This window comes from Rothia sp. P5766, assembly GCF_048513555.1.
Taxonomy (GTDB): domain Bacteria; phylum Actinomycetota; class Actinomycetes; order Actinomycetales; family Micrococcaceae; genus Rothia.
On the sequence record NZ_JBLXXS010000002.1, the window covers coordinates 45,657 to 70,514 of the forward strand.

21 protein-coding genes are annotated in these 24,858 nt (G+C 55.2%); 16 read left to right on the top strand and 5 right to left on the bottom strand.

From position 1 onward, the window contains the following. Window positions 1-81 precede the first annotated feature (81 nt). From murG to dnaE, 12 genes are all read left to right on the top strand, one after another. On the top strand, window positions 82-1,179 hold the full coding sequence (gene murG, locus ACN08V_RS01315) for an undecaprenyldiphospho-muramoylpentapeptide beta-N-acetylglucosaminyltransferase (protein ID WP_419100057.1): 1,098 nt from the start codon (window positions 82-84) through the stop codon (window positions 1,177-1,179). After that, complete coding sequence (gene murC / locus ACN08V_RS01320; protein ID WP_419104247.1) at window positions 1,176-2,666, top strand: UDP-N-acetylmuramate--L-alanine ligase; 1,491 nt, start codon at window positions 1,176-1,178, stop codon at window positions 2,664-2,666. The genes murG and murC overlap by 4 nt, the downstream gene beginning before the upstream one ends. After that, entirely contained in the window at window positions 2,666-3,613 is a 948-nt protein-coding gene (locus ACN08V_RS01325) for a cell division protein FtsQ/DivIB (RefSeq protein ID WP_419104248.1), read from the top strand. Before murC ends, ACN08V_RS01325 begins: the two co-directional genes overlap by 1 nt. Window positions 3,614-3,805: 192 nt before the next feature. Then, the gene (ftsZ, locus tag ACN08V_RS01330; protein WP_419100060.1) at window positions 3,806-5,014 is read left to right on the top strand and encodes a cell division protein FtsZ; all 1,209 of its coding nucleotides are present in this window, start codon (window positions 3,806-3,808) and stop codon (window positions 5,012-5,014) included. 111 nt (window positions 5,015-5,125) lie between these two features. After that, on the top strand, window positions 5,126-5,926 hold the full coding sequence (locus tag ACN08V_RS01335; RefSeq protein ID WP_419104249.1) for a polyphenol oxidase family protein: 801 nt from the start codon (window positions 5,126-5,128) through the stop codon (window positions 5,924-5,926). A 25-nt stretch (window positions 5,927-5,951) separates the two neighbouring features. Then, a complete protein-coding gene (locus tag ACN08V_RS01340; protein ID WP_419104250.1) occupies window positions 5,952-6,764 on the top strand; it encodes a YggS family pyridoxal phosphate-dependent enzyme in 813 nt (270 codons plus the stop codon). Window positions 6,765-6,905: 141 nt separating this feature from the next. After that, entirely contained in the window at window positions 6,906-7,589 is a 684-nt protein-coding gene (locus ACN08V_RS01345) for a cell division protein SepF (RefSeq protein WP_419100063.1), read from the top strand. Between the two features lie 14 nt (window positions 7,590-7,603). Then, window positions 7,604-7,903 (top strand): YggT family protein, encoded by a 300-nt coding sequence (locus ACN08V_RS01350; RefSeq protein ID WP_419100064.1) that lies wholly within the window; start codon window positions 7,604-7,606, stop codon window positions 7,901-7,903. 361 nt (window positions 7,904-8,264) lie between these two features. Continuing rightward, on the top strand, window positions 8,265-8,975 hold the full coding sequence (locus ACN08V_RS01355; RefSeq protein ID WP_419104251.1) for a DivIVA domain-containing protein: 711 nt from the start codon (window positions 8,265-8,267) through the stop codon (window positions 8,973-8,975). Window positions 8,976-9,123: 148 nt separating this feature from the next. Further along, on the top strand, window positions 9,124-9,696 hold the full coding sequence (lspA, locus tag ACN08V_RS01360; RefSeq protein WP_419104252.1) for a signal peptidase II: 573 nt from the start codon (window positions 9,124-9,126) through the stop codon (window positions 9,694-9,696). A 1-nt stretch (window position 9,697) separates the two neighbouring features. After that, window positions 9,698-10,666 carry an RluA family pseudouridine synthase gene (locus tag ACN08V_RS01365; RefSeq protein ID WP_419104253.1) on the top strand — a complete coding sequence of 323 codons (969 nt, stop codon included), beginning with the start codon at window positions 9,698-9,700 and terminating at the stop codon, window positions 10,664-10,666. A gap of 52 nt (window positions 10,667-10,718) precedes the next feature. Then, the gene (dnaE, locus tag ACN08V_RS01370) at window positions 10,719-14,261 is read left to right on the top strand and encodes a DNA polymerase III subunit alpha (protein WP_419104254.1); all 3,543 of its coding nucleotides are present in this window, start codon (window positions 10,719-10,721) and stop codon (window positions 14,259-14,261) included. 131 nt (window positions 14,262-14,392) lie between these two features. Here the strand turns inward: dnaE and ACN08V_RS01375 are convergent, their stop codons facing one another. Beyond that, the gene (locus tag ACN08V_RS01375; RefSeq protein ID WP_419104255.1) at window positions 14,393-14,806 is read right to left on the bottom strand and encodes a winged helix-turn-helix transcriptional regulator; all 414 of its coding nucleotides are present in this window, start codon (window positions 14,804-14,806) and stop codon (window positions 14,393-14,395) included. 106 nt (window positions 14,807-14,912) lie between these two features. Here ACN08V_RS01375 and ACN08V_RS01380 point away from each other — a divergent pair, with 106 nt between their 5' ends. The 4 genes from ACN08V_RS01380 to nrdR all read left to right on the top strand — a co-directional run bounded on the left by ACN08V_RS01380 (window position 14,913) and on the right by nrdR (window position 17,995). Further along, window positions 14,913-15,518 (top strand): NAD(P)-dependent oxidoreductase, encoded by a 606-nt coding sequence (locus tag ACN08V_RS01380; RefSeq protein WP_419104256.1) that lies wholly within the window; start codon window positions 14,913-14,915, stop codon window positions 15,516-15,518. A gap of 121 nt (window positions 15,519-15,639) precedes the next feature. Beyond that, window positions 15,640-16,041, top strand: coding sequence for an MmcQ/YjbR family DNA-binding protein (locus tag ACN08V_RS01385; RefSeq protein WP_419104257.1), 402 nt, complete (start codon window positions 15,640-15,642; stop codon window positions 16,039-16,041). 89 nt (window positions 16,042-16,130) lie between these two features. Then, complete coding sequence (hisD, locus tag ACN08V_RS01390) at window positions 16,131-17,507, top strand: histidinol dehydrogenase (RefSeq protein ID WP_419104258.1); 1,377 nt, start codon at window positions 16,131-16,133, stop codon at window positions 17,505-17,507. Between the two features lie 11 nt (window positions 17,508-17,518). Next, a complete protein-coding gene (nrdR, locus tag ACN08V_RS01395; protein WP_419100071.1) occupies window positions 17,519-17,995 on the top strand; it encodes a transcriptional regulator NrdR in 477 nt (158 codons plus the stop codon). 78 nt (window positions 17,996-18,073) lie between these two features. Here the strand turns inward: nrdR and glgX are convergent, their stop codons facing one another. From glgX to glgB, 4 genes are read right to left on the bottom strand one after another with little or no spacing between them, the layout of a single operon-like run. Next, a complete protein-coding gene (glgX, locus tag ACN08V_RS01400; RefSeq protein WP_419104259.1) occupies window positions 18,074-19,945 on the bottom strand; it encodes a glycogen debranching protein GlgX in 1,872 nt (623 codons plus the stop codon). Continuing rightward, window positions 19,942-21,396, bottom strand: a complete 1,455-nt coding sequence (glgA, locus tag ACN08V_RS01405; protein WP_419104260.1) for a glycogen synthase GlgA — start codon at window positions 21,394-21,396, stop codon at window positions 19,942-19,944. Before glgA ends, glgX begins: the two co-directional genes overlap by 4 nt. Before the next feature lie 20 nt (window positions 21,397-21,416). After that, window positions 21,417-22,715, bottom strand: coding sequence for a glucose-1-phosphate adenylyltransferase (gene glgC, locus ACN08V_RS01410; RefSeq protein ID WP_419104261.1), 1,299 nt, complete (start codon window positions 22,713-22,715; stop codon window positions 21,417-21,419). Next, window positions 22,712-24,847 carry a 1,4-alpha-glucan branching protein GlgB gene (gene glgB, locus ACN08V_RS01415; RefSeq protein ID WP_419104262.1) on the bottom strand — a complete coding sequence of 712 codons (2,136 nt, stop codon included), beginning with the start codon at window positions 24,845-24,847 and terminating at the stop codon, window positions 22,712-22,714. The genes glgC and glgB overlap by 4 nt, the downstream gene beginning before the upstream one ends. Window positions 24,848-24,858 lie beyond the last annotated feature (11 nt).

The following is a 24,858-nucleotide window of genomic DNA, read 5'->3' on the forward strand; positions in this document are numbered from 1 at the left end:
CTTTGCGCTCAAAGTGTGCCAAGAGCCCATGACGCGTAAACTTAAGGGGCGAAACTGAACCCTAAGGGAGTGAAATATCCTATGACCCATGCACCTACTGTCGTGCTTGCCGGTGGCGGAACTGCCGGGCATATTAACCCTATGCTTGCTATCGCTCGGGCTATCCAAGACCGTGAGCCGGAGGCAAGGATTCTTACGGTAGGTACCGAAAACAGCATGGAGGCTACCCTGGTTCCCGAAGCTGGATTTGAGATTAGCTTTATCCCTAAGGTTCCTTTCCCCCGCCGTCCCAGCCTCGAAGCTCTGAAATTCCCCCTGCGCTTTCGCGGTTCCCTAAAGCAGGCGGAGAGCATCCTGCGCGATACCAAAGCGGACGTCCTGGTCGGTGTCGGTGGATATGTCTGCACACCCATGTACCTTGCTGCACACAAGCTAAATATTCCTGTGGTTATTCATGAGGCAAATGCTAAGCCCGGGTTGGCCAACAAAGCCGGTGCTAGGAAAGCTGCCCTGGTGGCCACTGCATTCCCCGATACCCCCATTGCCGGGGCGCGAACTGTGGGTATGCCGATGCGCCAGAACATTGCCTCTCTTAACCGGCCAGAGGCTCAAAAAGGTTCACGTGAACGTCTGGGGCTTGACCCCGATAGACCAACTCTGGTTGTCACGGGTGGATCGCTCGGCGCTTTGAACCTCAACCGTGCTATCTCTGAGATTATCGATGAGGTTCAGCCTGCCGGTTACCAGCTGCTTCATATCACCGGGCGCGATAAGGCGCTTAAAGATGCTGCCGGTGAGCTTAGGCAGGCACCCGGGTACCGTCAGGTGGAGTTCGTGACATCTATGGAAGACGTTTATGCTGCAGCGGATTTGATGATTGTGCGATCCGGCGCGGCAACCGTCAGCGAGATTGCAGCTGTTGGTTTGCCCGCAATTTTTGTGCCTCTGCCTATCGGTAATGGCGAGCAGGCCCTAAATGCGCAGTCTTTGGTATCTGCGGGTGCCAGCATACTGGTCAAGGACTCAGATTTCACTGCTAGCTGGTTCCGGGCTAATGTCCCGGCGCTTCTTGCAGATAAGGCTAAACTTAGCGACATGGCAGAAAAGTCCTACCGGCACGGCATCCGTGATGCCTCGCAGGTGATGGCAGAAGAAGTATTGAAGGCGGCTCGCGCATGACTGACTCATTGCTGGATCTTTCGATTGATCTTCCGGCACCTCTTAACCCTCCTTTCCCGGAACGGCCTGTGCTCTCTGAGCTAGGGGCAGTACATTTTGTGGGTATCGGCGGTGCTGGCATGTCTGCTGTTGCCCGTTTGATGCTGAGTGCCGGTATGTCCGTGAGCGGTTCAGACCAGGCAGAAAGCCCGGCTCTTGCCTCCTTGAGGGAACTGGGGGCCAAAGTTTCGGTCCCGCAGTCTGCTGAGAACATCGCTGGCGCTGATACCGTGGTCATCTCAACCGCTATCCAGGAAACTAACCCGGAACTGGCGGAGGCCCGCGCTCGGGGCCTGCGTATCCTTCATCGTTCAGAGGCACTTGCGGCCACCATGCGTGATTCACAGGTTATCGCTGTGGCGGGCACCCACGGCAAGACTACGACCAGCTCTATGATTTCTGTGATGTTCGACGGTCTGGGGCTGGCACCCTCGTTTGCTGTTGGGTCAACTATTGCCGGGTTTAACACCAACGCCCACCTGGGGGCGGCAGGGCCGGACTCCTGGTTTGTGGCAGAGGCCGATGAATCTGACGGTTCTTTCGTGCGCTACCGCCCTGAGATTGCGGTGATTACTAACGCAGAACCCGACCACCTCGACTTTTACGGCACAGATGAACGGGTATTTGAGGCTTTCCACCGCTTTATTTCCTCTATGGCTCCCGGTGGAGTCTTTGTGACCTGCGCCGATGACCGTGGTTCTGCCTTGCTTGCCTCGCGCGCACTTGCAGCTGGAGTGCATGTTGTGACTTACGGTGAGAGTGAAGACGCCATGGTGCGGATTACAGGCATCACCTCTGAAGGCACCGAATGCTCATCAAACCTTGTGTGGGATTTTACAGTAGCCCATAAAGCTCACAGCGGGCATATTACTCTGACCCTTCACGTCCCGGGGATTCATAACCAGCTTAACGCTACAGCTGCATTTGTGTGCGCTCTGATAGCAGGTGCGAGCCCTGAAGCCGCGGTTGGTGCGCTCAGCCAATTTTCGGGCACTGACCGTCGCTTTACGCTACGCGGTGAGGCGGCCGGTGTGAAGGTCTTTGACGATTATGCCCACCATCCCACCGAAGTGCATAGGGCCCTAGAAACCGGGCGGACAGTAGCTGAGGGGCATAACCTCTATGTTATTTTCCAGCCCCACCTCTTCTCGCGGACCAAAGAATTTGCTCGTGAATTTGCGGAATCTTTAGCTCAAGCTGATCGGTCATACGTTGTAGATATCTACCCGGCGCGCGAACAGCCCATTGAGGGTGTTACCAGCCATTTGATCACCGATGCGGGGTTCTCTGAGGTCCATTATGCTGCTAACGTCGATGAGGCACTTGATGCCCTTGTCGCCGCGGCCTTACCGGGCGACATCATTATGACGGTGGGAGCAGGGGATGTAACGAACCTTGGTCAGGTTCTCGTGCACAAGCTCTCTGATCGTGAAAGTGTGCGGGGCTAGTGGAGGAGCGCAATCAGGGCCCACAAGCTGATGAAGCTACTTCTTCGGCAACAGGTAAGGCAGGTAAACCGCGTATTAGGCTGAACTCTTCCAAGGTTGCACAGCTCGAAGAGTCGAATGACAATTTGGTTGATCTCTCAGAGAACAGCAAATTTGCTCAATGGCGTCAAAACCATAGCAAGATTTCTCCTGATCCTGTCATCGCAGAGGATGGGGGCAACCAACCTGCCCCTATTGCCCTCAACTCACGGCGAAAGAATCGCTGGAATTGGAAGAACTGGCTGTATGCAAGTTTGGCCTTGCTGGCTCTTGCAGCTCTATTTATTGGCCTTGTCTTCTTTTCACCTTTGTTGGCAACCCGCACTATCAAGGTGGAGGGAGCCTCTCTGCTTGATGAAGCAACTATCCAAGAGCAACTCAAGCAACTTGAGGGTGTGCCGATGACCCAAATTACAGAGTCTGAGGTAGCTTCGCTTATTGGTAATGAGAATGTACTTTACGGCCTTACCTTGCAAGCTAAACCGCCTCATGAGCTAGTTGTCCAGCTTCGTGAACGAGTTCCGGTTGCAGTTGTTGATAATGAGGGGATTTTTGTTCTCGTCGATAACGAGGGTGTACAGCTTGGTACAGCTCCTTCTGTTGAAGCTGCTGGGGTTCCTCTGGTCAGTGGCGGGCTCGAGATTCTGGGGAGCGGGGCCTTCCATACCGTAACAACAGTGCTGGCCGCTCTGCCGACCTCTATCCTGTCGCAGGTATCGGAAGCTAAGGCCGATTCCGCTTCGACTATCACCCTGGAGATGGTAGACGGAACGAAGGTCGTATGGGGCACTCCAGACGAAAGTGAACTTAAAGCTAAGGTTTTAGTTCAGCTGATGACATCTGTGGGTGCAGAAACTGCGGTCCAAACCTATGACGTCTCAAGTCCCCTTGTCCCCACCGTCAAATAGTTTCAACTTTTACCTAAGGTTGTTCTTTACCTAGAGATTTTCTGAGAAAAATAAGGCCTGAGGTAAAACTGGGGCGACATTGTTGGGTGAAGTTGATAATCTTTCATTGATTGAATCAATAGTTTTGTGCCAAATTCAACCTTAAATCTAAGGTTGATTTGCTCTGAAAACAGTAAACATAGTAGGGAATCCATGGATACAACAACTCCCCAGAACTACCTGGCAGTTATTAAGGTCGTCGGTATTGGTGGCGGCGGTGTCAACGCCGTCAACCGCATGATTGAGGTTGGTCTGCGAGGCGTTGAGTTTATCGCCATCAACACCGACGCTCAGGCGCTCCTGATGTCAGATGCCGATGTCAAGCTTGATGTAGGCCGTGAGCTGACTCGCGGTCTTGGTGCAGGCGCTAACCCCGATGTTGGTCGTCAGGCAGCTGAGGATCACGAACAGGAAATCGAAGAGGTCCTCAAGGGTGCCGACATGGTTTTCGTCACCGCTGGTGAAGGCGGTGGCACCGGTACTGGTGGCGCTCCCGTTGTAGCCCGTATCGCTCGCTCTCTTGGTGCCCTGACCATTGGCGTTGTCACCCGCCCCTTTACTTTTGAAGGTCGTCGTCGTTCCAACCAGGCAGAAACCGGTATCGCAGCACTGCGCGATGAGGTTGATACTCTCATTGTCATTCCTAACGACCGCCTGCTGTCTATCTCAGACCGCAACGTTTCTATGCTCGACGCTTTCAAGTCGGCTGACCAGGTTCTGCTCTCGGGTGTACAGGGTATCACCGACCTCATCACCACCCCCGGTCTGATTAACCTTGACTTTGCAGACGTTAAGTCCGTTATGCAAGGTGCCGGTTCGGCACTTATGGGTATCGGCTCGGCATCGGGTGAAGACCGTGCTGTTAAGGCAGCTGAGCTGGCTATCGCCTCCCCGCTACTGGAGGCTTCTATCGACGGTGCGCATGGCGTTCTACTGTCGATTCAGGGTGGTTCTGACCTGGGCCTCTTTGAAATCAACGAAGCCGCACGCCTGGTTCAGGAGGTTGCCCACCCCGATGCAAACATCATTTTCGGTGCCGTTATCGATGATGCCTTGGGCGATGAAGCTCGCGTGACCGTTATTGCTGCAGGTTTTGATTCGGTAAACCCCGAGACCAATTCCAACAACAACAGCGCAGCTAACACCCAGGCCGCTCGCACCCAGCAGAGCTTCGGCAACGCTTCAGCTGCTCCAGTGGCTCCCGGCAATGGCTTTGGTGCTGCACCTGCTCCTAACGCATGGAACGGCAGCGGTGCGGATATCCCCACCAACGCAGGTTTTGACGTTGATCTTCCCCCCGTTGTTGAAGATACTCAGGCAACTCGTCGTGACACCCTCGATGTGCCCGACTTCCTCAAGTAAGCCCCGGCAGCCGGTAGCTTAGTGCAGGACTAAGAGATGTGAGGGTGAAAGCTGGAAACAGCTTTCACCCTCCTTTGCATTTAAAAGATGGTCAGTGAACAAAGGACAGTCATGCCTCCAACCTCTGCGCGGTTATTTTCTAAACACCTTGCACACACCTCAGATGGATCGAGGGTCCACATCGGCTTTACAGCGATAGGGGCTGGTAACTTAGGCCTACATGTGGGGGAGAACCTTGAAGAAGTTCTGGAGAATAGGCGGGAGTTGGAAAGTGAACTACTCGGCGGGGCGAGGGAGCAGGGCTTTATCTACCTCAACCAGGTGCACGGTACAGATATCTTCGATGCTGATTCGAGGCCAAGGATCGAGTCTAAGGGTTCTGAGCCTGACCAGCTCCTGGAGCTGGCTCCGGTGGCGGATGCTGCAAGCTCTAGCCAGGGGGTTCCCTTGGCTATCATGGTTGCTGACTGTATTCCCATAGTTTTTGTCGGTGAAGATAGTCGCAGCGGTAGCCCCATCATTGGTGTAGCCCATGCTGGGCGAAGGGGGCTGCTGGACGGGGTAATTCAGCGTGAGGTTGATGACCTCAAAGCTCGAGGTGCCGTGGGTTTAAGGGCCTGGCTGGGCCCCTCAATCTGCGGAAAATGTTACGAAGTGCCCCAGCAGATGCGTGATGAGTCAGCTAACTTATTGCCCGAGGTGGAGTCTCTGACCAGCTGGGGGACACCTGCTTTGGACTTGCCTGCTGGAGCAGGTGCTATCCTTGTCAAGCTCTTAGGGGAGGGGGCTGTTTCTAGCCAGCTCGGGGCCTGTACCTTTGAAAACCATGACGTTTTCTCGCACCGAGGGCACACCCTAAACGGTGAGCCTGCCGGGCGCATTGCTGGGCTAGTCTGGATTGAGAAGAATTAGAGTTCAAGGAATCGGGAGTATCGAGATGGGATTGGTGTACGGCGCGGAGCGAGCATCTGATCTTGCCGGGAGGTTAGCTAGCGTCCGGGTAACTATTGAGCAGGCCGCCGCACAGGCCGGTGGGGCCAGGGTGAGCTCTGACCCACTTCCTGAGCTGGTAGTGGTCACAAAGTTCTTCCCGGCCTCAGATGTGGCGGCACTCTATGATGTGGGAGTGCGGCGCGTGGGGGAGAACCGGGACCAGGAGGCCGCCGCTAAGGCACAGGAACTGGCTGCCTATATTGGCTCCGCAGATCCGTTGAACTGGTCTTTTATCGGGCAGCTCCAAACCAACAAAGCCAAGTCAGCGGTACAGTATGCTACGGAGGTTCAATCAGTAGACCGAGCACAGCTTGTGACAGCCTTGTCCAAGGCATACGGTAATCGCTTAGCACGGTATGAAGCGGGGGAATGTCAAGCGCCCGCAGGCATGAAGCATGGTGGCCTGCGCTGTCTGATCCAGGTAAGTCTTGAAGAGTCGGGTCTTGTCACTGCTGGGCAGGCTGCCCAGGGGTATCGGGGCGGTGCGGCTCCTGACCATATTGAGTCGCTGGCTGAGCATATCAGCAACTCGCCGGAGCTGACTCTGGGCGGCTTGATGGCGGTGGCCCCTCTTGGGCAGGACCCCTATGCAGCCTTTGAACGGCTCTACGGCTATGCCCAAAAACTACAGGAGCGACACCCCGAAGCAACTGAGATTTCAGCAGGTATGAGTCAAGATTTGGAGGCGGCTATATACTGGGGGGCAACTACAGTTCGTGTGGGATCGCAAATTATGGGGTCCCGGCCAAGTGCCTAATTTCACCGCGAATAGGAAGGCAATGCTGTGGCTGGCCTGCACGAAATAAGGCGGAGTTTTTGGTACTGTAAAAGGTTGTTGGAACATAGGCAAAAATACCGCAGAGAGCGGTATATGTAGCCGTTCAGAGGGAGGGCATAGATGGCTCGCACACTACATCAGGCCATGGCCTATTTAGGCTTGGGTCAAGTTGAGCACGATGACGACAGGGCCGATCAAGCCCACCGTCACCCCGAAACGGTCTATGAAGAAACCGTTTTTGAGGCTGATGACCGATACGAACAGTATGCCTACGAGTCGGATCGCCCCGCTGAGACTGTCTATGCAGAAACAGCTGAACGTGACGTTCTGCGGGGAATCTCCCCGGAGAATTCGCGGTACCAAAGTGACCGGGCAGGCTATGTTGACTCAAAAAATCCCGAAGATCTTTCCAGCGAAGAGGGGAACTCCTGGGAGCCTCTTCCTATTCAATCCTCCCACTCCGGCCAAACAGCAGTAGCCCTACCCAACCAAGAAAGCAGTGAAGAATTGAGCCGCATTACCACGATTCACCCTCGGTCCTACAACGATGCAAAGATTATTGGGGAGTCTTTCCGCGAAAACATTCCGGTCATCATGAATGTGACCGATATGGGGGATAACGACGCTAAGCGTCTAATCGACTTTTCAGCAGGTCTTGCTTTTGCACTCAACGGCCACATCGAGCGTGTGACTGACAAAGTTTTTCTGCTGACCCCAGCCAACCTTGAGGTTCTGGGCGCTGAAGGTGTTGAGGTACCTGTTGCGCTAGACAGCGACGAAGCCACTCCCTTTAACCAGATTTAGTCAAGAGACCTTACATGGGTTACATTTTTGCTGTCCTAGCAGTCCTGGTCTACCTTCTGATCGTGCTCTTTATGGTGCGGTTAGTCTTTGACTGGGTGCAGATGTTTGCGAGATACTGGCGACCGCGCGGCTTAGCTTTGATTTTGGCATCATTGGTCTACTCAGTAACAGATCCACCCATGAACCTGGCCCGGCGCTACATCAAGCCCCTGAACCTTGGATCATTTTCCCTGGATCTTGGCTTTATGATTCTGTTGATGGCCCTGTTTATTGGTTACCAGCTTCTGATCTCTTTGACAGCAAGCTTTTCTTAAAACCACCAGTTAGACAGCTAGTTGCGTGAAGCTCAATATAAGACCAGAGCAAAGACCTAGAAATGTCCAGCACAACGGCTACTTTGTAGGCCAGATAAAGGTAATACCCGCTACAAATGTTGCGACTTTTACATTTGCCAGGTAGTTTTATCTTGTAGTAAATAGGGGTCTACCCGAGCTTTCAGCGCTCTGAAAGTTCGAGCTTCGTTAAGTTAGCGCCAAGCAACTTTAAAAAGTTTCACAGCGCTCAAGATGAGCTAGCCTGCTAGCTATCACCTAAAAGCTTGATATCAGCATACGAACCTGCGCACCGGGGACACTACGGGCGAAGCAAAAGATTAGAAAATAGAGGTGAACGACCGTGGCACTTACGCCTGAGGAAGTTATTAATAAGCGCTTTCAGCCGACAAAGTTTAAGGAAGGCTACAACCCAGAAGAGGTTGACGATTTCCTAGACGAGATCGTCATCGAGCTCCGTCGACTGAACGCCGAAAACGCCAGCCTGAAGCGTCAGCTTGAAGAAGCTGAGGCTAAGGTTTCGCTTGCTCCTACCCAGCAGGTGAGTGCACCTCTTGCAGCTGAACCCGAGCCCGTTGTTGAGACTAAAGCAACTCCTGCTCCCGCTGCTGCCCTTGCTGAACCCGCTGCTGCCAGCCCCGCAGATCACTCTGCATCGCCCAGCAGTGCTACCGGCCTGCTGGCTATGGCTCAGAAGGTACACGACGACTACGTATTTGAGGGCAAGCGTGAACGTGACCGCCTCATCAACGAGGGGCGCGAAGAAGCAACCCAGCTCGTTACTGCAGCTCAGGACAAATCAAACCTTGTACTTGGCAACCTCGAGAAGGCCAAGGGGGAACTTGAGGTATCCGTTGCCAAGCTGCGTTCCTTTGAGAACCAGTACCGCACAACACTGCGTGACTACCTGAGCAAGCAACTTGCCAACCTGGAAGAAACTCCCGCACTTGAACCTAAGTCCGATGCATCCGTTGCAGCCCAGCCCACCCCTTCGCAAGGTGGCGGGAACAATAACCTCGGCCAGCGCGGAGTCTTTAGCAATAACCAGCAGTAGAAAGGCCTAGCCTTTCACAAACAGGCGGCTACCTCACTTTAGTGAGGTGCCGCCTGCCATGTTTAAAACAATTCGTGCTGTCCTTGGTTATGGTGGGAACACGATAAGCTAAGAAGGCAGTTTTATCCAAGGTGGCAGAGAGGCAGTAGTGGCGCAATCACTCAACGAAAATACAAGACTGGTTCCCGTGCGAACAGTCTCTGGTGTAGCTAAAGCTGTTCTTGTCTGGGTTCTGTTTGCTGTGGTGTACGGCGCTGACCAGTGGGTTAAACATATCGTCGAAAGCACCATGCTGCCCGGTGAAAGCATCACTGTGATTGATGGCTTGCTCTGGTGGCGCTTCTACCTAAATTCTGGTGCTGCTTTCTCTATGGGGGAGAACTCCACCTGGATTTTTACGGTGATATCAACGGTGGGAGCTATCGTCACTTCCGTCCTGATTGTGAGGTCCCGTGCTCTTGTCTGGACAATCCTGCTGGCTATCTTAGCGGGGGGCATAGTGGGTAACCTCCACGACCGTCTCTTCCGGGAACCGGGTTTCGGTAGGGGGCATGTCGTCGACTATATTTCAGTGCCCAATTTCGCTATTTTCAATATCGCGGATGCAGCCATCTGCATGTCCATGGCCTGCATCGTTCTTCTAACCTTCTTGGGGTACAGGCTCGATGGACAGCGTGAAATCAGTGCAACCACCGTACAGGGGAAGAAAGAAGAAGCCTAGAATGAGTGAGCTTGTAAACATCGAATGTATTGTCAGTGCTGAACAGGCTGGCCTGCGCCTGGACTCTTTGCTAGCCACACTCAGCGGTTATTCCCGGGCCACAGTGAGTAACTGGCTCAAAAATGGCCAAGTAACTCTCACCGACAGTAAAGGCCGCAGCATCAAAACTAAAGCATCTTCCAAGGTCGCCGCAGGCGCAACAATCACTGTTGCCGGTACGCCCCCTCGTGACCTAACTGAAATTGAACCGGAGCATGTGGAAGGGCTGAGCCTGATTTACCAGGATGATGACATCGTGGTGGTTGATAAACCTACCGGTGTTGCTGCCCACCCCTCCATGGGCTGGCACGGACCCACCGTCCTTGGTGCACTTAAGCACGCAGGTGTTGAGATTGCCACCAGCGGTGCGGCTGAGCGCCAGGGGATTGTGCACCGCCTGGACGTGGGCACCTCCGGCCTTATGGTGGTCACCAAGAATGAGCGTGCCTACTCTGAACTTAAGAAGGCTTTCAAGGAACGGACCGTTACCAAGGTCTATCACACCCTGGTTCAGGGCCTCCCCGATCCGCTCAAAGGCACAATAGATGCGCCTATTGGCCGTCACCCCGGAAGCGAATGGAAATTTGCCGTCAACGAAGATGGAAAACCTGCGGTGACTCACTACGAGGTAGTGGAGGCCTTTGGGCCGGCGTCCTTAGCTGAGGTACACCTGGAGACAGGCCGCACCCACCAGATCCGTGTGCACTTTTCGGCACTGCGCCACCCATGCGCCGGTGACCTCACCTACGGAGCTGACCCCGCTTTGAGCGCCCACCTGGGGCTTACCCGCCAGTGGCTTCACGCTCACCGCCTGGGGTTTACCCACCCCACGAGCGGGGAAAGGGTGGAGTTTGAGAGCCCCTACCCGCAAGACCTTGCTTACGCATTGGATGCCCTGCGTCAGGGCAACTTTGGCCCTGACCGCCCCTAACACCGATCCCTCAATCCCTCCCTGAGACTCTATCTCGTAAGGAAAAAGCGCTTTGGCTAGCACAGACTTCACCCACCTCCACGTGCATACCGAGTATTCCATGCTCGATGGTGCGGCCCGACTCACCGATCTGTTCGAGCATTCCAAACAACTGGGTATGGGTTCCCTAGCAACAACTGACCACGGTTTCCTCTTCGGTGCTTTCGACTTTTGGAACAAGGCCAACCAGGCCGGGATTAAACCCATCATCGGTGTTGAGGCCTATCTGACTCCCGGCACCGCCCGCCAGGACCGGACCCGCGTCAAATGGGGCGACGAGAACTCCGGCCGTGACGATGTCTCCGGTGGCGGTGCGTATACGCACATGACCATGTGGGCAGAGACCACCGAGGGCATGCACAACATGTTCCGCGCTTCTTCGCTGGCATCGCTTGAAGGGCAGCTCTACAAGCCCCGTATGGACCGGGAGCTACTCCAGACCTACGGTAAGGGCCTGATTGCAACCACCGGCTGCCCCTCCGGCGAGATTCAGACCCGTCTGCGCCTTGGCCAGTACAAGGAAGCGATCCAGGCAGCCAGCGACTTTAGGGATATCTTCGGTAAGGAGAACTTCTACTGCGAGATTATGGACCACGGTCTCGATATTGAGAAGAACGTGATGTCCGATCTCATTAAGCTGGCCAAAGAACTCAAGCTGCCTTTGGTTGCCACCAACGACCTGCACTACACCCACGCAGAGGACGCTAAAGCCCATGCCGCTCTGCTCTGTGTGCAGTCCGGCTCGACCCTGCAGGACCCCAAACGATTTAAATTCGACGCCGATAACTTTTACCTTAAATCCCCGGCTGAGATGCGTGAACTTTTCCGTGACTTCCCCGAAGCCTGCGATAACACCATGGAAATCGCAGAACGCTGCCACGTTGAGTTCAACACCAAGGCTAACTACATGCCCAACTTCCCCGTTCCCGAGGGGGAAAACGAGGAGTCCTGGTTCGTCAAAGAGGTAGAGCGAGGCCTGCACTACCGCTTCCCCAAGGGTATCCCCGATGAGGTGCGCAAGCAGGCCGAGTACGAGGTCGGGATTATTACCCAGATGGGCTTCCCCGGCTACTTCCTGGTGGTTGCTGACTTTATTAACTGGGCTAAGTCTCAAGGTATCCGCGTGGGGCCGGGGCGTGGTTCCGGTGCTGGTTCCATGGTGGCTTACGCTATGCGTATTACCGACCTGAATCCGCTGAAACACGATCTGATTTTTGAACGCTTCCTCAACCCCGACCGCGTCTCCATGCCCGACTTCGACGTGGACTTCGATGATCGCCGCCGTTCTGAAGTGATTCACTATGTGACCGAGAAGTACGGCGAAGATAAGGTGGCTATGATTGTCACCTACGGTACTATCAAGGCCAAGCAGGCCCTCAAAGACTCATCCCGTGTGTTGGGCTACCCCTTCTCCACCGGCGAGCGCCTCACCAAGGCCATGCCCGATGATGTGATGGGTAAGAATATTGCGCTTGCCAACGTCTATAACCCCGACGATAAGCGCTATAACGATGCCCAGGAACTGCGTGACCTGATTGAGAACGACCCTGATGCCTCCAAGGTCTTTGAGACCGCTAAGGGTCTTGAGGGGCTTAAACGCCAGTGGGGTGTGCACGCGGCGGGCGTTATTATGTCCAGCCACAACCTGATAGACGTTATCCCGATTATGCGCCGCGAACAGGACGGCCAGGTAATTACCCAGTTTGATTACCCCACCTGCGAGGGCCTGGGGCTCATCAAGATGGACTTCTTGGGTCTGCGTAACCTAACTATCATTTCTGATGCTATCGAGAACATTAAACTCAACCGTGACCTTGATCTTGACCTGGAAACCCTTGAACTTGACGATGTGGAGTCCTACAAGCTGCTGGCTCGTGGCGATACTCTGGGCGTGTTCCAGTTAGATGGTGGCCCTATGCGCCAGCTTCTCAAGCTCATGCAGCCCGATCACTTTGAGCATATTTCGGCGGTTTTGGCGCTGTACCGCCCGGGCCCTATGGGTGCCAACTCGCACACTAACTATGCTTTGCGTAAGAACGGTGTGCAGGAAGTCACCCCTATTCACCCAGAGCTGGAAGAGCCTCTGGCAGAGATTCTTGACACCACCTACGGTCTGATTGTCTACCAGGAACAGGTCATGGCCATTGCCCAGAAGGTGGCTAACTACTCGCTGGGTGAGGCGGATATTCTGCGCCGTGCTATGGGTAAGAAGAAGAAGGAAGAACTGGATAAGCAGTACGCTACCTTCCATCAGGGCATGCTCGATAACGGGTACTCTGAGGGAGCGGTCAAGGCCCTGTGGGACATTCTGCTTCCCTTCTCTGACTATGCCTTTAATAAGGCGCATACTGCGGCTTACGGTTTGGTGTCCTACTGGACTGCCTATTTGAAGGCCCATTATCCGCAGGAATACATGGCGGCTCTGCTGACCAGCGTTGGCGACGATAAGGACAAGCTGGCGGTCTATCTCAATGAGTGCCGACACATGAAGATTACGGTCCTACCGCCGGATGTTAATGAGTCTGCCCTGAACTTCACACCTGTGGGTGATGATATTCGTTTTGGTATGGGCGCAATTCGTAACGTAGGCGCGAACGTAGTTTCGGCCATGGTCCAAGCGCGTGAGGAAAAGGGCCGCTACGAGAACTTTAATGACTTCCTGTCCAAGGTTCCCATGGTGGTTTGCAATAAGCGCACCGTGGACTCCCTGATTAAAGCCGGTGCCTTTGACTCGCTGGGGCATGATCGCCGGCCGCTGTCCATGATTCACGAAGAGGCCATTGACGCTACCGTCTCGGTCAAGCGCCAGGAGGCCGCAGGTCAGTTTGACCTCTTCGGTGGCCTGGGCCTGGACGACGATGACCCGGCCAGCGAGCTGACCGTCCAGATTCCTGATGTTCCCGAGTGGGAGAAACGCGATAAGCTCAACTTTGAGCGCGAAATGCTGGGCCTATACGTTTCTGATCACCCCCTGCGCGGGCTGGAGGATGCACTGGATGCGCTTTCAGATTCAACCGTTCAGGGCTTGCTATCTGAGGATTCTGTAAAGCCGGATGGGGCTATCGTGACCATTGCGGGTATGGTTACCAGTGTTTCCCGGCGTATTGCCAAGAACTCCGGTAACCCCTACGCCCGTCTGGAACTTGAAGACCGTACCGGTTCGATTGAGGTCATGTTCTTTGGCCGTGCCTACGAACCGATTGCCGGTATTTTGGCGGAGGATCTTATCTGCACCATTAAGGGCCGTCTGCAACGCCGTGATGATGGGACAGTTACCTTGAGTGCGCAGGAGCTCCACATCCCTGAGATTTCAGCTGACGGTGCTAGCGGACCGGTTACCATTGTGATTCCTGAATACAAGGCCACCGAGGAAACCCTGGGGCAGTTGCGCGATATCCTGCGCAACCATAGGGGTGAATCTGAGGTGCGCATTGCGATTAATACCCGCACCAAACGGGTCTTGATGCGGCTGGGGGCCGATGTACGCGTGAACCCCAACCCAGCACTCTTCGGCGACCTCAAGGTACTGCTAGGCCCAACTTGCTTGGATGCCTAGACCGTTCCTACGCCCCTGAGCTGTAGCAGCTAAAAGGCCGGAAGCCTCCGTCCTGTGCTCTTGAGAAGGCACGGACAGAGGCTTCCGTTTTTTAAAAAGCGGGTTAGCTACTGGCATTTACCCCGGGGCTATTAGCTCTTGTGCTCACGGTCGTAACGCTCGCGGTGAGCCTCTACCTCTTGCACATGGTTCTCTGCCCAGGCTCGAAGGGTGGCCAGAGGCTCAACAGTGGTAAGGCCTAGGGGAGTGAGCTGGTAGTCCACACGCGGGGGCATACTTGCCGTCACCAGTCGGGTGACCAGGCCGTCACGCTCCATGGAGCGTAGGGTTTCTGTCAGAACCTTGGGGGAGATACCTTCAATGGTTGCTTTGAGCTCTTTGAACCGTACCGGCTCCCCGTTCTGTAGGACCGCCACAATCATGGGGGTCCAACGGTCAGTGAGATGTCGCAGGACGGTGCGGGAGGGGCATTTTGCCGATAGGACGTTCGGCGGTAGCTCGTCCTGGTTGTGGCGGGTATCCTTTTGTGCGTGAGCGGGTGTCAAAATACATCCAAACTTTTTTATTCTTTCCCCAATAGTTACTTTGAGGTACCTGATTACTTAAAGGTAGCATAAGAGTGTTCAATAAAACTACAGGGGAGGAAACCCAATGAATATTTCAGTTATCGGCGCAGCAGGTATGGTCGGCGTAGAGGTTGTTGCAGAAGCTCAGGCTCGCGGCCACGAGGTCACCGCATACACTCGTAGCGGGAGCCAGGGGAGTCAGGCACTAAGCTTGGCCGACACCAAGGAACTGGTGGAGGTTATCAACAACAGTGATGTCACCGTCATTTCTGTTGCCAGCCGTGACAACTACGCTGCTGCTATCGACGCTCACCGTGCCCTGATTGCCGCTCAGCCCGCCGGTCGTGTTCTGGTTGTTGGTGGTGCGGGCGCACTACAGGCAGGCCAAGGCCTTCTGCTGGATGCACCCGGCTTCCCCGATGAGTACAAGCCCGAAGCGCAGACCTTTGCCCAGATACTCGAGGACTACCGCGCATCTGAGGGTCTTGACTGGGCCGTTATAGCGCCGTCACCGGCTATCGCACCGGGTGCCCGTACCGGCTCCTACATCGAAGCTCTCGATACCCCCGCTGGCGGTTTTGTCTCCACCCAGGACTTTGCTCTTGCAATCCTGGACGAGGCTGAGAACCCCAAGCACAAGGGTGAGCGCTTCACCGTAGCCTCAGCAGATGAAGCTGCGGCACAGGGCTAAACCTCGTCCGCTCTACCAAGAAAGGGTGCGCCTTCCCCGTAAATATTAGGGGGAAGGCGCATTTGTATGCTCTGCCAGTTGCTCTGATTAGTACCTGCCAAGGCCCCTCTACGAGTAACTTATGCCCCTAACGTCTTCCAAGTTCTATCAGCTGGCTACCGAAGCCGCACTTGCCCTGCCCGGGACCGAGCTTTACCGGTTCACCTCATGCTCTGAGGCTGAAGCCACCCGCGTAGGTAGCAAACGGTTCATGCTCCTGGCGCAGGTTGAAAGGCGCCAGCTCATCAACCCCAAAGCGGCGCCAGACGATGTGCGGGCTATCCAAGCAACCTACCCCGATGCAATCCCCGCCTGGCACATGAACAAGACCCACTGGTACTCCATTCAGCCCGGCCCCAGCATGACCCCCGAGCTTGTTGGCGAGCTGATCGCTGAGTCCTACCTAACTGTTGTCGAAAGCCTGCCTATCAGCAAACGCCCTGCCGGTTGGCAGGATATTGCGCGTCAACTATCTGAGGAATAAAACCCCGGAAGAAAAGTAAACAAACCTCATAGGGGCTTGCCCGCGTCACAGATGCCTCTATGCTTGACGGGTGGCTTAAAATGGGGGTTGTGAGCACATCAGAGAATACCCAGAATTCAGGGGAAACACCCGCCCCCACCCTGCGCACCATTGACCTGCGCGGGACAACCCACAGCTACGCAGAACTACGGCGCCTTGTTCCCCGCCAGACTAACGAATACCTTGGCAACGCGCTCACCACCGTCCAGGAGATTATCCAGAAGGTTCAGTCAGACGGTGCCGACTACCTGCGCCAGCTTGCCGCCCGCTTTGACGGTGTAGAACAGGGCGCGCTGCGTGTACCCCAGCAAGCTATCGACCGGGCCCTGGAAAACCTGGACCCTGCCGTCCGTAAGGGCCTGGAAGTTGCTATCGAACGCACCCGTGCTTTTGCCGCAGCCCAGCGCCCCGCCGACCAGACCATTGAGGTAGCACCCGGCGCTGTTCTGACCAACCGCTGGACCCCCGTGCGCCGCGCCGGCGTTTACGTCCCGGGTGGGCTGGCTGTCTACCCCTCATCGGTCATCATGAACACCGTCCCGGCCCAGGCCGCAGGAGTGGGGTCCCTTGTGCTCTGCACCCCGCCCCAGAAAGAATTTGACGGCCTACCTCACCCCACCATCCTGGCCGCCGCAGGCTTGCTCGGCATCACCGAGGTCTGGGCGATTGGTGGCGCCGGCGCCCTTGCCGCCATGGCCTACGGTCTAGACGACGCGGGGGAGTACCTTGACCCTGTAGACACCATCACCGGCCCCGGCAACATCTTTGTGGCCATGGCTAAGCGTGCGCTCCAAGGCGTTGTTGGGGTAGACGGAGAAGCCGGTACAACTGAAATTGCTGTGATTGCCGACGAAACCGCAAACCCCGAATTCGTAGCAGCTGACCTCATCTCACAGGCAGAACACGACCCCAACGCCGGTTCGGTCCTCATCACCCATTCCCAGGCTCTTGCCAAGGCCGTCCAAGAGGCTATCAACCGCCGTGCGGCAGCCACCAAGCACGCCGAGCGTGTGGCTACGGCACTCTCGGGCCCTCAATCGGGGGTCGTACTCACCGATACCCTTGAAGCTTCTATCTCGGTGGCCGATGCCTATGCCGCTGAACACCTGGAGATTCACACCGAGAACGCCGCTGAAGTGGCCGGTCGTATCCGCAATGCTGGTGCCATCTTCATTGGTTCCTACTCACCGGTACCGCTGGGCGACTACGCGGCAGGTTCTAACCATGTGCTACCTACTGGAGGCTCAGCCTCTTTCGCATCCGGCCTGAACACCTCAGTCTTCATGAAGGCCGTACAGCTCATCAACTATAGCTCAGATGCCCTGGCCGAAATTGGCGACGATATCGTTGCCCTAGCTATCGATGAAGATCTACCTGCCCACGGTGAGGCAATTACCGTCCGTACCCAACCGGGAACTAACCGCTAGGAGGCACCACTATGAACTGCCCCTTCTGCCGCAAAGCCGAATCACGTGTGGTTGACTCACGCACCACCGACGACGGCTCAGCAATCCGCCGCCGCCGCCAGTGCAACAATTGCGGTAAACGCTTTACTACCGTAGAAACAACGGCTGTTTCGGTCATCAAGCGCTCAGGTGTGACCGAGCCCTTCAACCGAGAAAAAATTATTTCTGGCGTCCGAAAAGCCTGCCAAGGCAGGCCTGTAGGGGAGGATGACCTGGCTAAGCTAGCTCAAGAGGTCGAAGAGAACATCCGAGCCAAGGGTCTAGCTGAGATTGACGCGCACGAAGTTGGACTATCTATCCTTGAGCCACTCTCAAAGCTCGACACCGTAGCCTACCTCCGTTTTGCCAGCGTTTACCAGGCCTTTGAGAGCCTTGATGATTTTGAGCGCGCTATCGCTAACCTCCGCGAGGCAGACGCAGGAGAATGCCAACAACCCACCCTGCTGTAAACACAAAACGAGGCACACCCAACAATACTCGGTGTGCCTCACTAAATGAATCCATCAAACTATCTCCAAAGCCTTGCCTTATGAGTAGACCCTAACCGATTGCGGTAGGTATTCATCCGATGCAAGCTCAAGGTGCCACTCTTTGCCTTCAGGGTGTGGAGGCAACTTCAGGTCTATTTCACCACCGGTGTTAAAGACCATCAGGATGTTTTCTATCATCACCTGGAAGCATTTAAAGTCTGGGCTGAGCCAGTCATGGTCCTGAGTGGGTACACCATCTGAACGCCACCAGCTAACCTCTTCACCGTGCAGAAAGTCCCGCTGACGCAGCTCAGGGAAACGGCGCCTTAAGCTAGTCAGCTTTCCAACGTATTCAATCAAGGAGCGATCAGCGGATTCCCAATCAATCCAGGTAATCTCGTTGTCCTGGCAGTAGGCGTTGTTATTACCAAACTGTGTATTCCCCAGCTCATCACCGGCAAGCAGCATGGGCACCCCCTGCGAAAGGAATAGGGTAGCAAGCATTGCCCTAATGCGACGCTGACGGGCTGATGCAATATCTGGGTTGTCGGTAGGTCCTTCTACACCGAAGTTGTCACTGTAGTTTTCGCTGTGGCCGTCCTTGTTATTCTCACCGTTTGCTTCGTTATGCTTTTGGGAATAACTGACGATATCGCCTAGGGTGAACCCATCGTGCGCTGATACGAAGTTAATCGATGATGTCGCTGGCCTCCCATAATGGTCAAACTGCCTGGCGCTACCCATGACAGCTGAAGCGAGCTGGCCTACAGCTTCACCGTTTCCTCTCCAAGCCTGACGTACTCCGTCACGGTAAGTATCATTCCACTCACGCCAGGGATGAGGAAAACCTCCGACCTGATAGCCATCCGAACCGGTATCCCAAGGCTCAGCGATCAGCTTGAGCTTCCTGAGCACTGGATCTTGGGCGATAGCCTGGAAGAAAGCCGCTTGAGAGGAGAACCCAGTCTCATCACGGCCCAGGGTGCTCGCAAGATCAAAACGGAAGCCGTCCACACCGTAGCGCTGAGCAAAATGGCGAAGCGAATCGAGTACGAGCCGCAGTACCTGAGGGTTATGAACCGCCAAGGTGTTGCCGGTGCCGGTGACGTTGGCATAGGACCCATCGGAGTTGCGCATATAGTAACCGGCATCGTTGAGCCCGCGCATCGACAGCACGGAATCCCTCTGATCGCCTTCACCACTGTGATTGAAAACAACATCAAGAATTACTTCAATCCCGTGCTCGTGCAAAGTATGCACTGCCTGCCTGAACTCTGCATCTGCCTCTAGCCCGTTGGGGTGTTTAGAGGCATAACGAGGTTCAAGTGCAGAGAAAGCCACCGGCTGGTAGCCCCAATAATTTACTAGGCCACGTTGAACAAGATATTGGTCGTCAATAAAAGCTTGGACAGGCAGCAACTCAAGGGCGTTAACGCCGATATCGCCCAAGTGCTTGAGCACTGCCGGATCCGCTAAAGCAGCGTAGCTGCCACGAATCTCGGGCCGAATATCGGGGTGCTTAGCCGTGAGACCTTTAACGTGGGCCTCAAGAATCACCAGGTCCTCCCAGGCATGGCCGGGGCGGTTGAGCCTTGGATCCGGTCCTTCAGGCAGAGAATCAGCCAGGATGCACTTGGGCATGATAGCTGCGCTGTCACCCTCGGCATCGACTGCCATCAGAGGGTGCCAGCGCAGGGGAGCATCAAGATGCTGAGCCCACGGGTCAAGCAGAAGTTTATCCGGGTTGAATATGGGGTCACAGCCGGTAGCCCTCAGGCCGTATCGGTCTGCGGGCTGTAAACCAGCAATATCGCCTACCCAGTACTCACCGTCGCGATGAGTTAGCTCATGCCGGGTTTCAAGCCCCTTCTCATCGAATACACAAAACCATATCTTGCTAGCTCCAGGTGCCCAAATTTCTACCTTCATGCAATGAGATTATCAAACATCTCCGAGTACTTCTGGGCAGAGTGCTCCCAACCAACAGGTTGATCCATGGCAGTTGAGCGCAGCTTCGACCAGGCTTGAGGATCTGCATAGAGGTCTAAAGCGCGACCTAGAGCGAAGCTCAAAGCACCGGCATCAATCCTGCCACCCAGGTAAGCATCACCAAAGGTAAAGCCGGTGGCGGTACCGTCAGCCAGACGCTCGGGAGTAGCATCACTCACAGTATCGCGCAGGCCACCGGTTGCCGCAACAACAGGTACAGTGCCGTAGCGCATACCGTAGAGCTGGGTCAGACCGCTGGGCTCGAAGCGTGAGGGAACCAAGACGATATCCCCACCGGCGTAGAGACGGTGGCTTAAAGCCTCGTCGTAACCGATCCGAATACCCACACGATCCGGGTAACGAGCTGCCAAATCCATCAGGGCACTCTCGTACTCAGCGTCGCCAGAACCCAGAACAACCACCGCGCCCCCCCGATCCAAGAAACTGGGGAGAGCCTCTACCAGCAGGTCAATACCTTTCTGGTAGGTCAAACGGGTAACCACAACAGCCAAGGGCCCGGTAGGCTCCGGCAGATTGAACTCTTTGAGTAGCTTCTGACGGTTAAGGGCCTTGCCCTCCGGCTGAGCAGCGGAATAGGGCTCAACTTCGGGGTCAGTCTCGGGGTTCCATACTGTGGTGTCCACACCGTTGATAATGCCGGAGAGCTCACCGCGGTCACGGCGGGCCGTAACAACACCTTGAAGGCCGAAACCGAAATCTGGGTCGGTGAGCTCCTGCGCATAACTGGGGCTGACAGTGCTCAGATGCGACGCATGAACCATGCCTGCTTTTAAAGTTGAAAGAAGACCATAGTACTCAAGTGAATCAGGTGTGAAATCCCAGGTCGGCAGCCGCATAGCGTCTAGCTGATCAGCACCCACAACACCCTGGAAGGCGATATTGTGTACCGTCATGACCGTGGGGATATTGGCCCCCGCATACTTGAGGTAGGAAGGCACCAGCCCAGCCTGCCAGTCGTGAACATGCACAAGGTCAGGCTTCCAGCTGTCGGTGGTGCCATTCATGGCAATCTGTGCTGCCGCCCAGCTGAGGGCAGCAAAACGGATGTGGTTATCGTGGTGGTCATGCCCGTGCGCCGAGTAGGGGCCACCTTGGCGTGCAAAAAGATGCGGCGCATCGAGCAAGAGCACTTTTAACCCGTCAATCTTGCCTCGCACCACTCTTGCAGGGCCACCGAACAGGTCATCATCATGCCAGACTCGAACCCCCCGCTCGATACGGTCCAATAGCCCAGGGTAGGCCGGAAGGAGTACCCTGGAGGACCAGCCAAGGGGCTCCAGAGCTGCGGGCAGAGCACCCACAACGTCTGCGAGTCCGCCAGTTTTAATCAGCGGTGCGCACTCGGAAGCAACCGAAAGTATACGTTTCACGCGCCCAGCCATACCTACCACTAACCTTCCAGCGCCGCAGCACGGCGCTCAAGCATGGGTTGGGTAATCAAAGTTACCCCGTTCTTGGTGACGCGGAACCACTTGGCGTCTTCTTCAGGATCCTTACCTACAACGAGACCTTCAGGGATGCGCACGTCGCTGTCGATGACACAACGGGATAGGCTTGCGGACTGACCGATGTCTACATGGGGGAGTACCACAGCCTGATCCAGCTCAGCGAAAGAATGAACCCTGACCCCTGTGAAGAGCAGAGAGTTAGATACCTGAGCACCTGAAATCACGCAGTCACCAGAAATCAGGGACTGAACCGCTGTACCCTTGCGGGCACCCTCATTATGAATAAACTTAGCGGGCGGAGTAATCTCACCATAGGTCCAGATAGGCCAGGTGCGATCGTAGAAGTCCAGCGGCGGAATGTGGGCGGTCAAATCCAGGTTAGCCTGCCAGAAGGAGTCCAGGGTACCCACGTCGCGCCAGTAGGGCTCAGTCTCAAGGCCGCTCATGACGCATGAGTCGCTAAACCGGTGCGCGTAAGCCCTTCCGTCTTTTACGATCTGCGGGATAATGTCATGGCCAAAGTCGTGCGTGGAATCGGGATCATTCGCATCGGCAATCAGGATTTCACGCAGCAAAGCCCAATCGAACACGTATATCCCCATAGACACCAAGGACTCATCCGGGTTATCCGGTGAACTCGGAGGATTAGCAGGCTTCTCCAAAAAGTCAACGATTCGGCTATTTTTATCAACAGCCATAACACCGAATGCGCTGGCTTCCTCACGCGAGACAGTCAAGCAACCAACGGTGACAGCGGCCTTGTTATCAACATGCTGCTGCAGCATAATCTCATAGTCCATCTTGTAGATGTGATCACCTGCAAGAACAACAATGTACTTTACCTGGTAGTCATCAACGATATCGATGTTCTGGTAGATAGCGTCTGCAGTGCCCAAATACCACTGATGCTCAGAGACACGCTGGCTAGCAGGAAGAATATCAAGGTACTCATTACGCTCAGCACGGAAGAAACCCCAGCCGCGCTGCATATGGCGAATCAGTGAATGAGCCTTGTACTGGGTTGCCACAGCCATCTTTCGAATACCTGAGTTGTAGGCATTCGAGAGAGGGAAGTCGATAATTCTCGCCTTTCCTCCGAAATGGACTGCGGGTTTGGCGCGACGGTCAGTGAGCTCTTCAAGACGGCTGCCACGGCCACCAGCTAGCACGAAGGCCATGGCCTGACTTGAGAGACGGTGGTTGCCGGTCCTTGGGCTGTTGGGAGGGGTGTTGGGAATCATGATTGTTCCTCTGCAAAATAGATAACTGAAAAGGGTGGAAGTTTGACCAGAGCTGATTGAGCTTCGTTGCCCATGGGGACAGGTTCTGTCTCAATAGCACCACCATGACCACGGTTGCCACCGTGATAGTGGGCCGAGTCGGTATTGAGAACCTCAAGCCAACGTCCAGCTATTGGGAAGGGAACCCTGAAGCCGTCATACTCAGTCGGGCTCATATTCATAACAACCACAATGTGGGGGTCTTGGGGTGCTCCGCGGCGTAACCAGGCGTAAACCTGTTCATCAAGAGCATCAAGAAGGAGCCATTGGAAACCGTGCGGGTCGCAATCACTGCGATGGAGGGCAGGCTGTAGCCGGTAAAGGCTGTTTAGATCTCGTACCAGTGACTGAACCCCCAGATGGCCTGGGTCCTCTAGGACCTTCCACTCAAGTTCGCTCTGGTAGTTCCACTCGCCGGGTTGGCCAAATTCTTGGCCCATGAAGAGAAGCTTTTTGCCGGGGTAAGCCCACATATAGGCTAAAAAGGCTTTGATATTTCCAAGTTTGGATGCATGATCTCCGGGCATCCGCCCATAGAGCGAACCCTTACCGTGGACAACTTCGTCGTGGCTGATGGGGAGCATAAAGCGCTCGCTGAATACGTAGGTTATGCCAAAGGTCAGCAAATCAGAATGGTCCTTGCGGTAACTGGGGTCTAGCCCAAAGTACCTGAGAGAGTCATTCATCCAGCCGAGGTTCCATTTATAGTCAAACCCGAGTCCACCGTCTTGGGTTTCTCGCGTGACGCCGGGGAAGGTTGTGGACTCTTCCGCAATCATCATTGTGCCTTCGGTGTTTCGACCTACGGCATCGTTTGTTTGGCGTACGAAATCGATAGCTTCGTAGTTTTCTCGTCCACCGTCTTTGTTGGGAACCCACTCACCTGCTTTACGGGAGTAATCGCGGTGAATCATCGACGCCACAGCATCCACTCTTAAACCATCAAGATGGTATTCCTTGAGCCAGTAGATGGCGTTAGAACGCAGATGCCCGGCTACTTCTGGGCGACCATAGTTGTAGATGAAAGTGTTCCAGTCGGGGTGGAAACCCTCTTGGGGGTTTTCGTGTTCGTAGAGGGCTGTGCCATCAAACCGGCCGAGGCCGTGTTCATCGGTGGGGAAATGACCCGGTACCCAATCAGCAATAACTCCGAGTCCCTTTTGGTGAGCCTGATCTACAAAAGCTTGGAAATCTTCAGGTAGCCCGTACCTGTAGGTAGGGGCATACATGCCGATGGGCTGGTAGCCCCAGGAACCATCGAAAGGATGCTCGGTAATGGGTAGTACCTCAATATGGGTGAACCCTAGGTCAGCTACATAGTCGATGAGATCATGCCAGCCTTCCTTCCGCCAGGATCCAAGGTGAACCTCATAGACACTGACTGGTGAATCCTGTGCGTGCAGCTGCGCCCGGCTCTGCAACCACGTTTCGTCCTGCCAGGTGTGCTTGCCGAGCTTTCGTACGATAGAGGCAGTTCCCGGGGGGACCTCGGCCCCGAAGCCGACAGGGTCGGCCTTGAGCGGTAACAGCTCATTGTCGTGGCCTAGAATCTCGTACTTATAGACTTCTCCCTCGCCAAGACCGGGGATAAAGAGTTCCCACACACCGCAAGATCCCAGTGGGCGCATGGGGTGTGTGATGCCGTTCCAGCTGTTAAAGGAACCCACTACGGAGACGCGGTGAGCGTTCGGGGCCCATACCGCAAAATGCAGGCCTGGGATATTCTCATGCTCCAGGGGGTGCGCTCCGAGTACCTTCCACAATTGCTCGTGTCGGCCTTCGCCGATAAGATACTCGTCCAGTGCACCCAGTACGGGTGCAAAGCGGTACGGGTCCTGACGCTCTTCGATATGGCCACCGGTCCACTCAATGCGTAATCGGTAGTAGGGGAGAGGCTCCCCCACAAAGATTGGCATATCTGCCCACGGGCGGATCAGTTCGTTCTGATCTGTATCGTTGACTGCCCAGACCTTCAGAGCGCCTGGGAAGAGTGCAACTAGTTCTTTGCCATCTTCACTGGGGCCAAGAACCTTGAAAGGATCACGGTTCCTCCCTGTGGTGAGGGCTAGAGCTTCTGCTTCGGTGATCGCCATAAGGCTTCTCC

Excerpts from the sequence above, each read along its gene's own strand:
- ACN08V_RS01380 (WP_419104256.1), top strand. The coding sequence starts at position 14,913 with ATGAATATTTCAGTTATCGGCGCAGCAGGTATGGTCGGCGTAGAGGTT.
- ACN08V_RS01350 (WP_419100064.1), top strand. The coding sequence starts at position 7,604 with ATGGGTTACATTTTTGCTGTCCTAGCAGTCCTGGTCTACCTTCTGATC.
- glgX (WP_419104259.1), bottom strand. The coding sequence starts at position 19,945 with ATGAAGGTAGAAATTTGGGCACCTGGAGCTAGCAAGATATGGTTTTGT.
- ACN08V_RS01340 (WP_419104250.1), top strand. The coding sequence starts at position 5,952 with ATGGGATTGGTGTACGGCGCGGAGCGAGCATCTGATCTTGCCGGGAGG.
- ACN08V_RS01345 (WP_419100063.1), top strand. The coding sequence starts at position 6,906 with ATGGCTCGCACACTACATCAGGCCATGGCCTATTTAGGCTTGGGTCAA.
- glgC (WP_419104261.1), bottom strand. The coding sequence starts at position 22,715 with ATGATTCCCAACACCCCTCCCAACAGCCCAAGGACCGGCAACCACCGT.
- ACN08V_RS01385 (WP_419104257.1), top strand. The coding sequence starts at position 15,640 with ATGCCCCTAACGTCTTCCAAGTTCTATCAGCTGGCTACCGAAGCCGCA.
- glgB (WP_419104262.1), bottom strand. The coding sequence starts at position 24,847 with ATGGCGATCACCGAAGCAGAAGCTCTAGCCCTCACCACAGGGAGGAAC.
- ftsZ (WP_419100060.1), top strand. The coding sequence starts at position 3,806 with ATGGATACAACAACTCCCCAGAACTACCTGGCAGTTATTAAGGTCGTC.
- murC (WP_419104247.1), top strand. The coding sequence starts at position 1,176 with ATGACTGACTCATTGCTGGATCTTTCGATTGATCTTCCGGCACCTCTT.
- ACN08V_RS01365 (WP_419104253.1), top strand. The coding sequence starts at position 9,698 with ATGAGTGAGCTTGTAAACATCGAATGTATTGTCAGTGCTGAACAGGCT.
- murG (WP_419100057.1), top strand. The coding sequence starts at position 82 with ATGACCCATGCACCTACTGTCGTGCTTGCCGGTGGCGGAACTGCCGGG.
- ACN08V_RS01335 (WP_419104249.1), top strand. The coding sequence starts at position 5,126 with ATGCCTCCAACCTCTGCGCGGTTATTTTCTAAACACCTTGCACACACC.
- nrdR (WP_419100071.1), top strand. The coding sequence starts at position 17,519 with ATGAACTGCCCCTTCTGCCGCAAAGCCGAATCACGTGTGGTTGACTCA.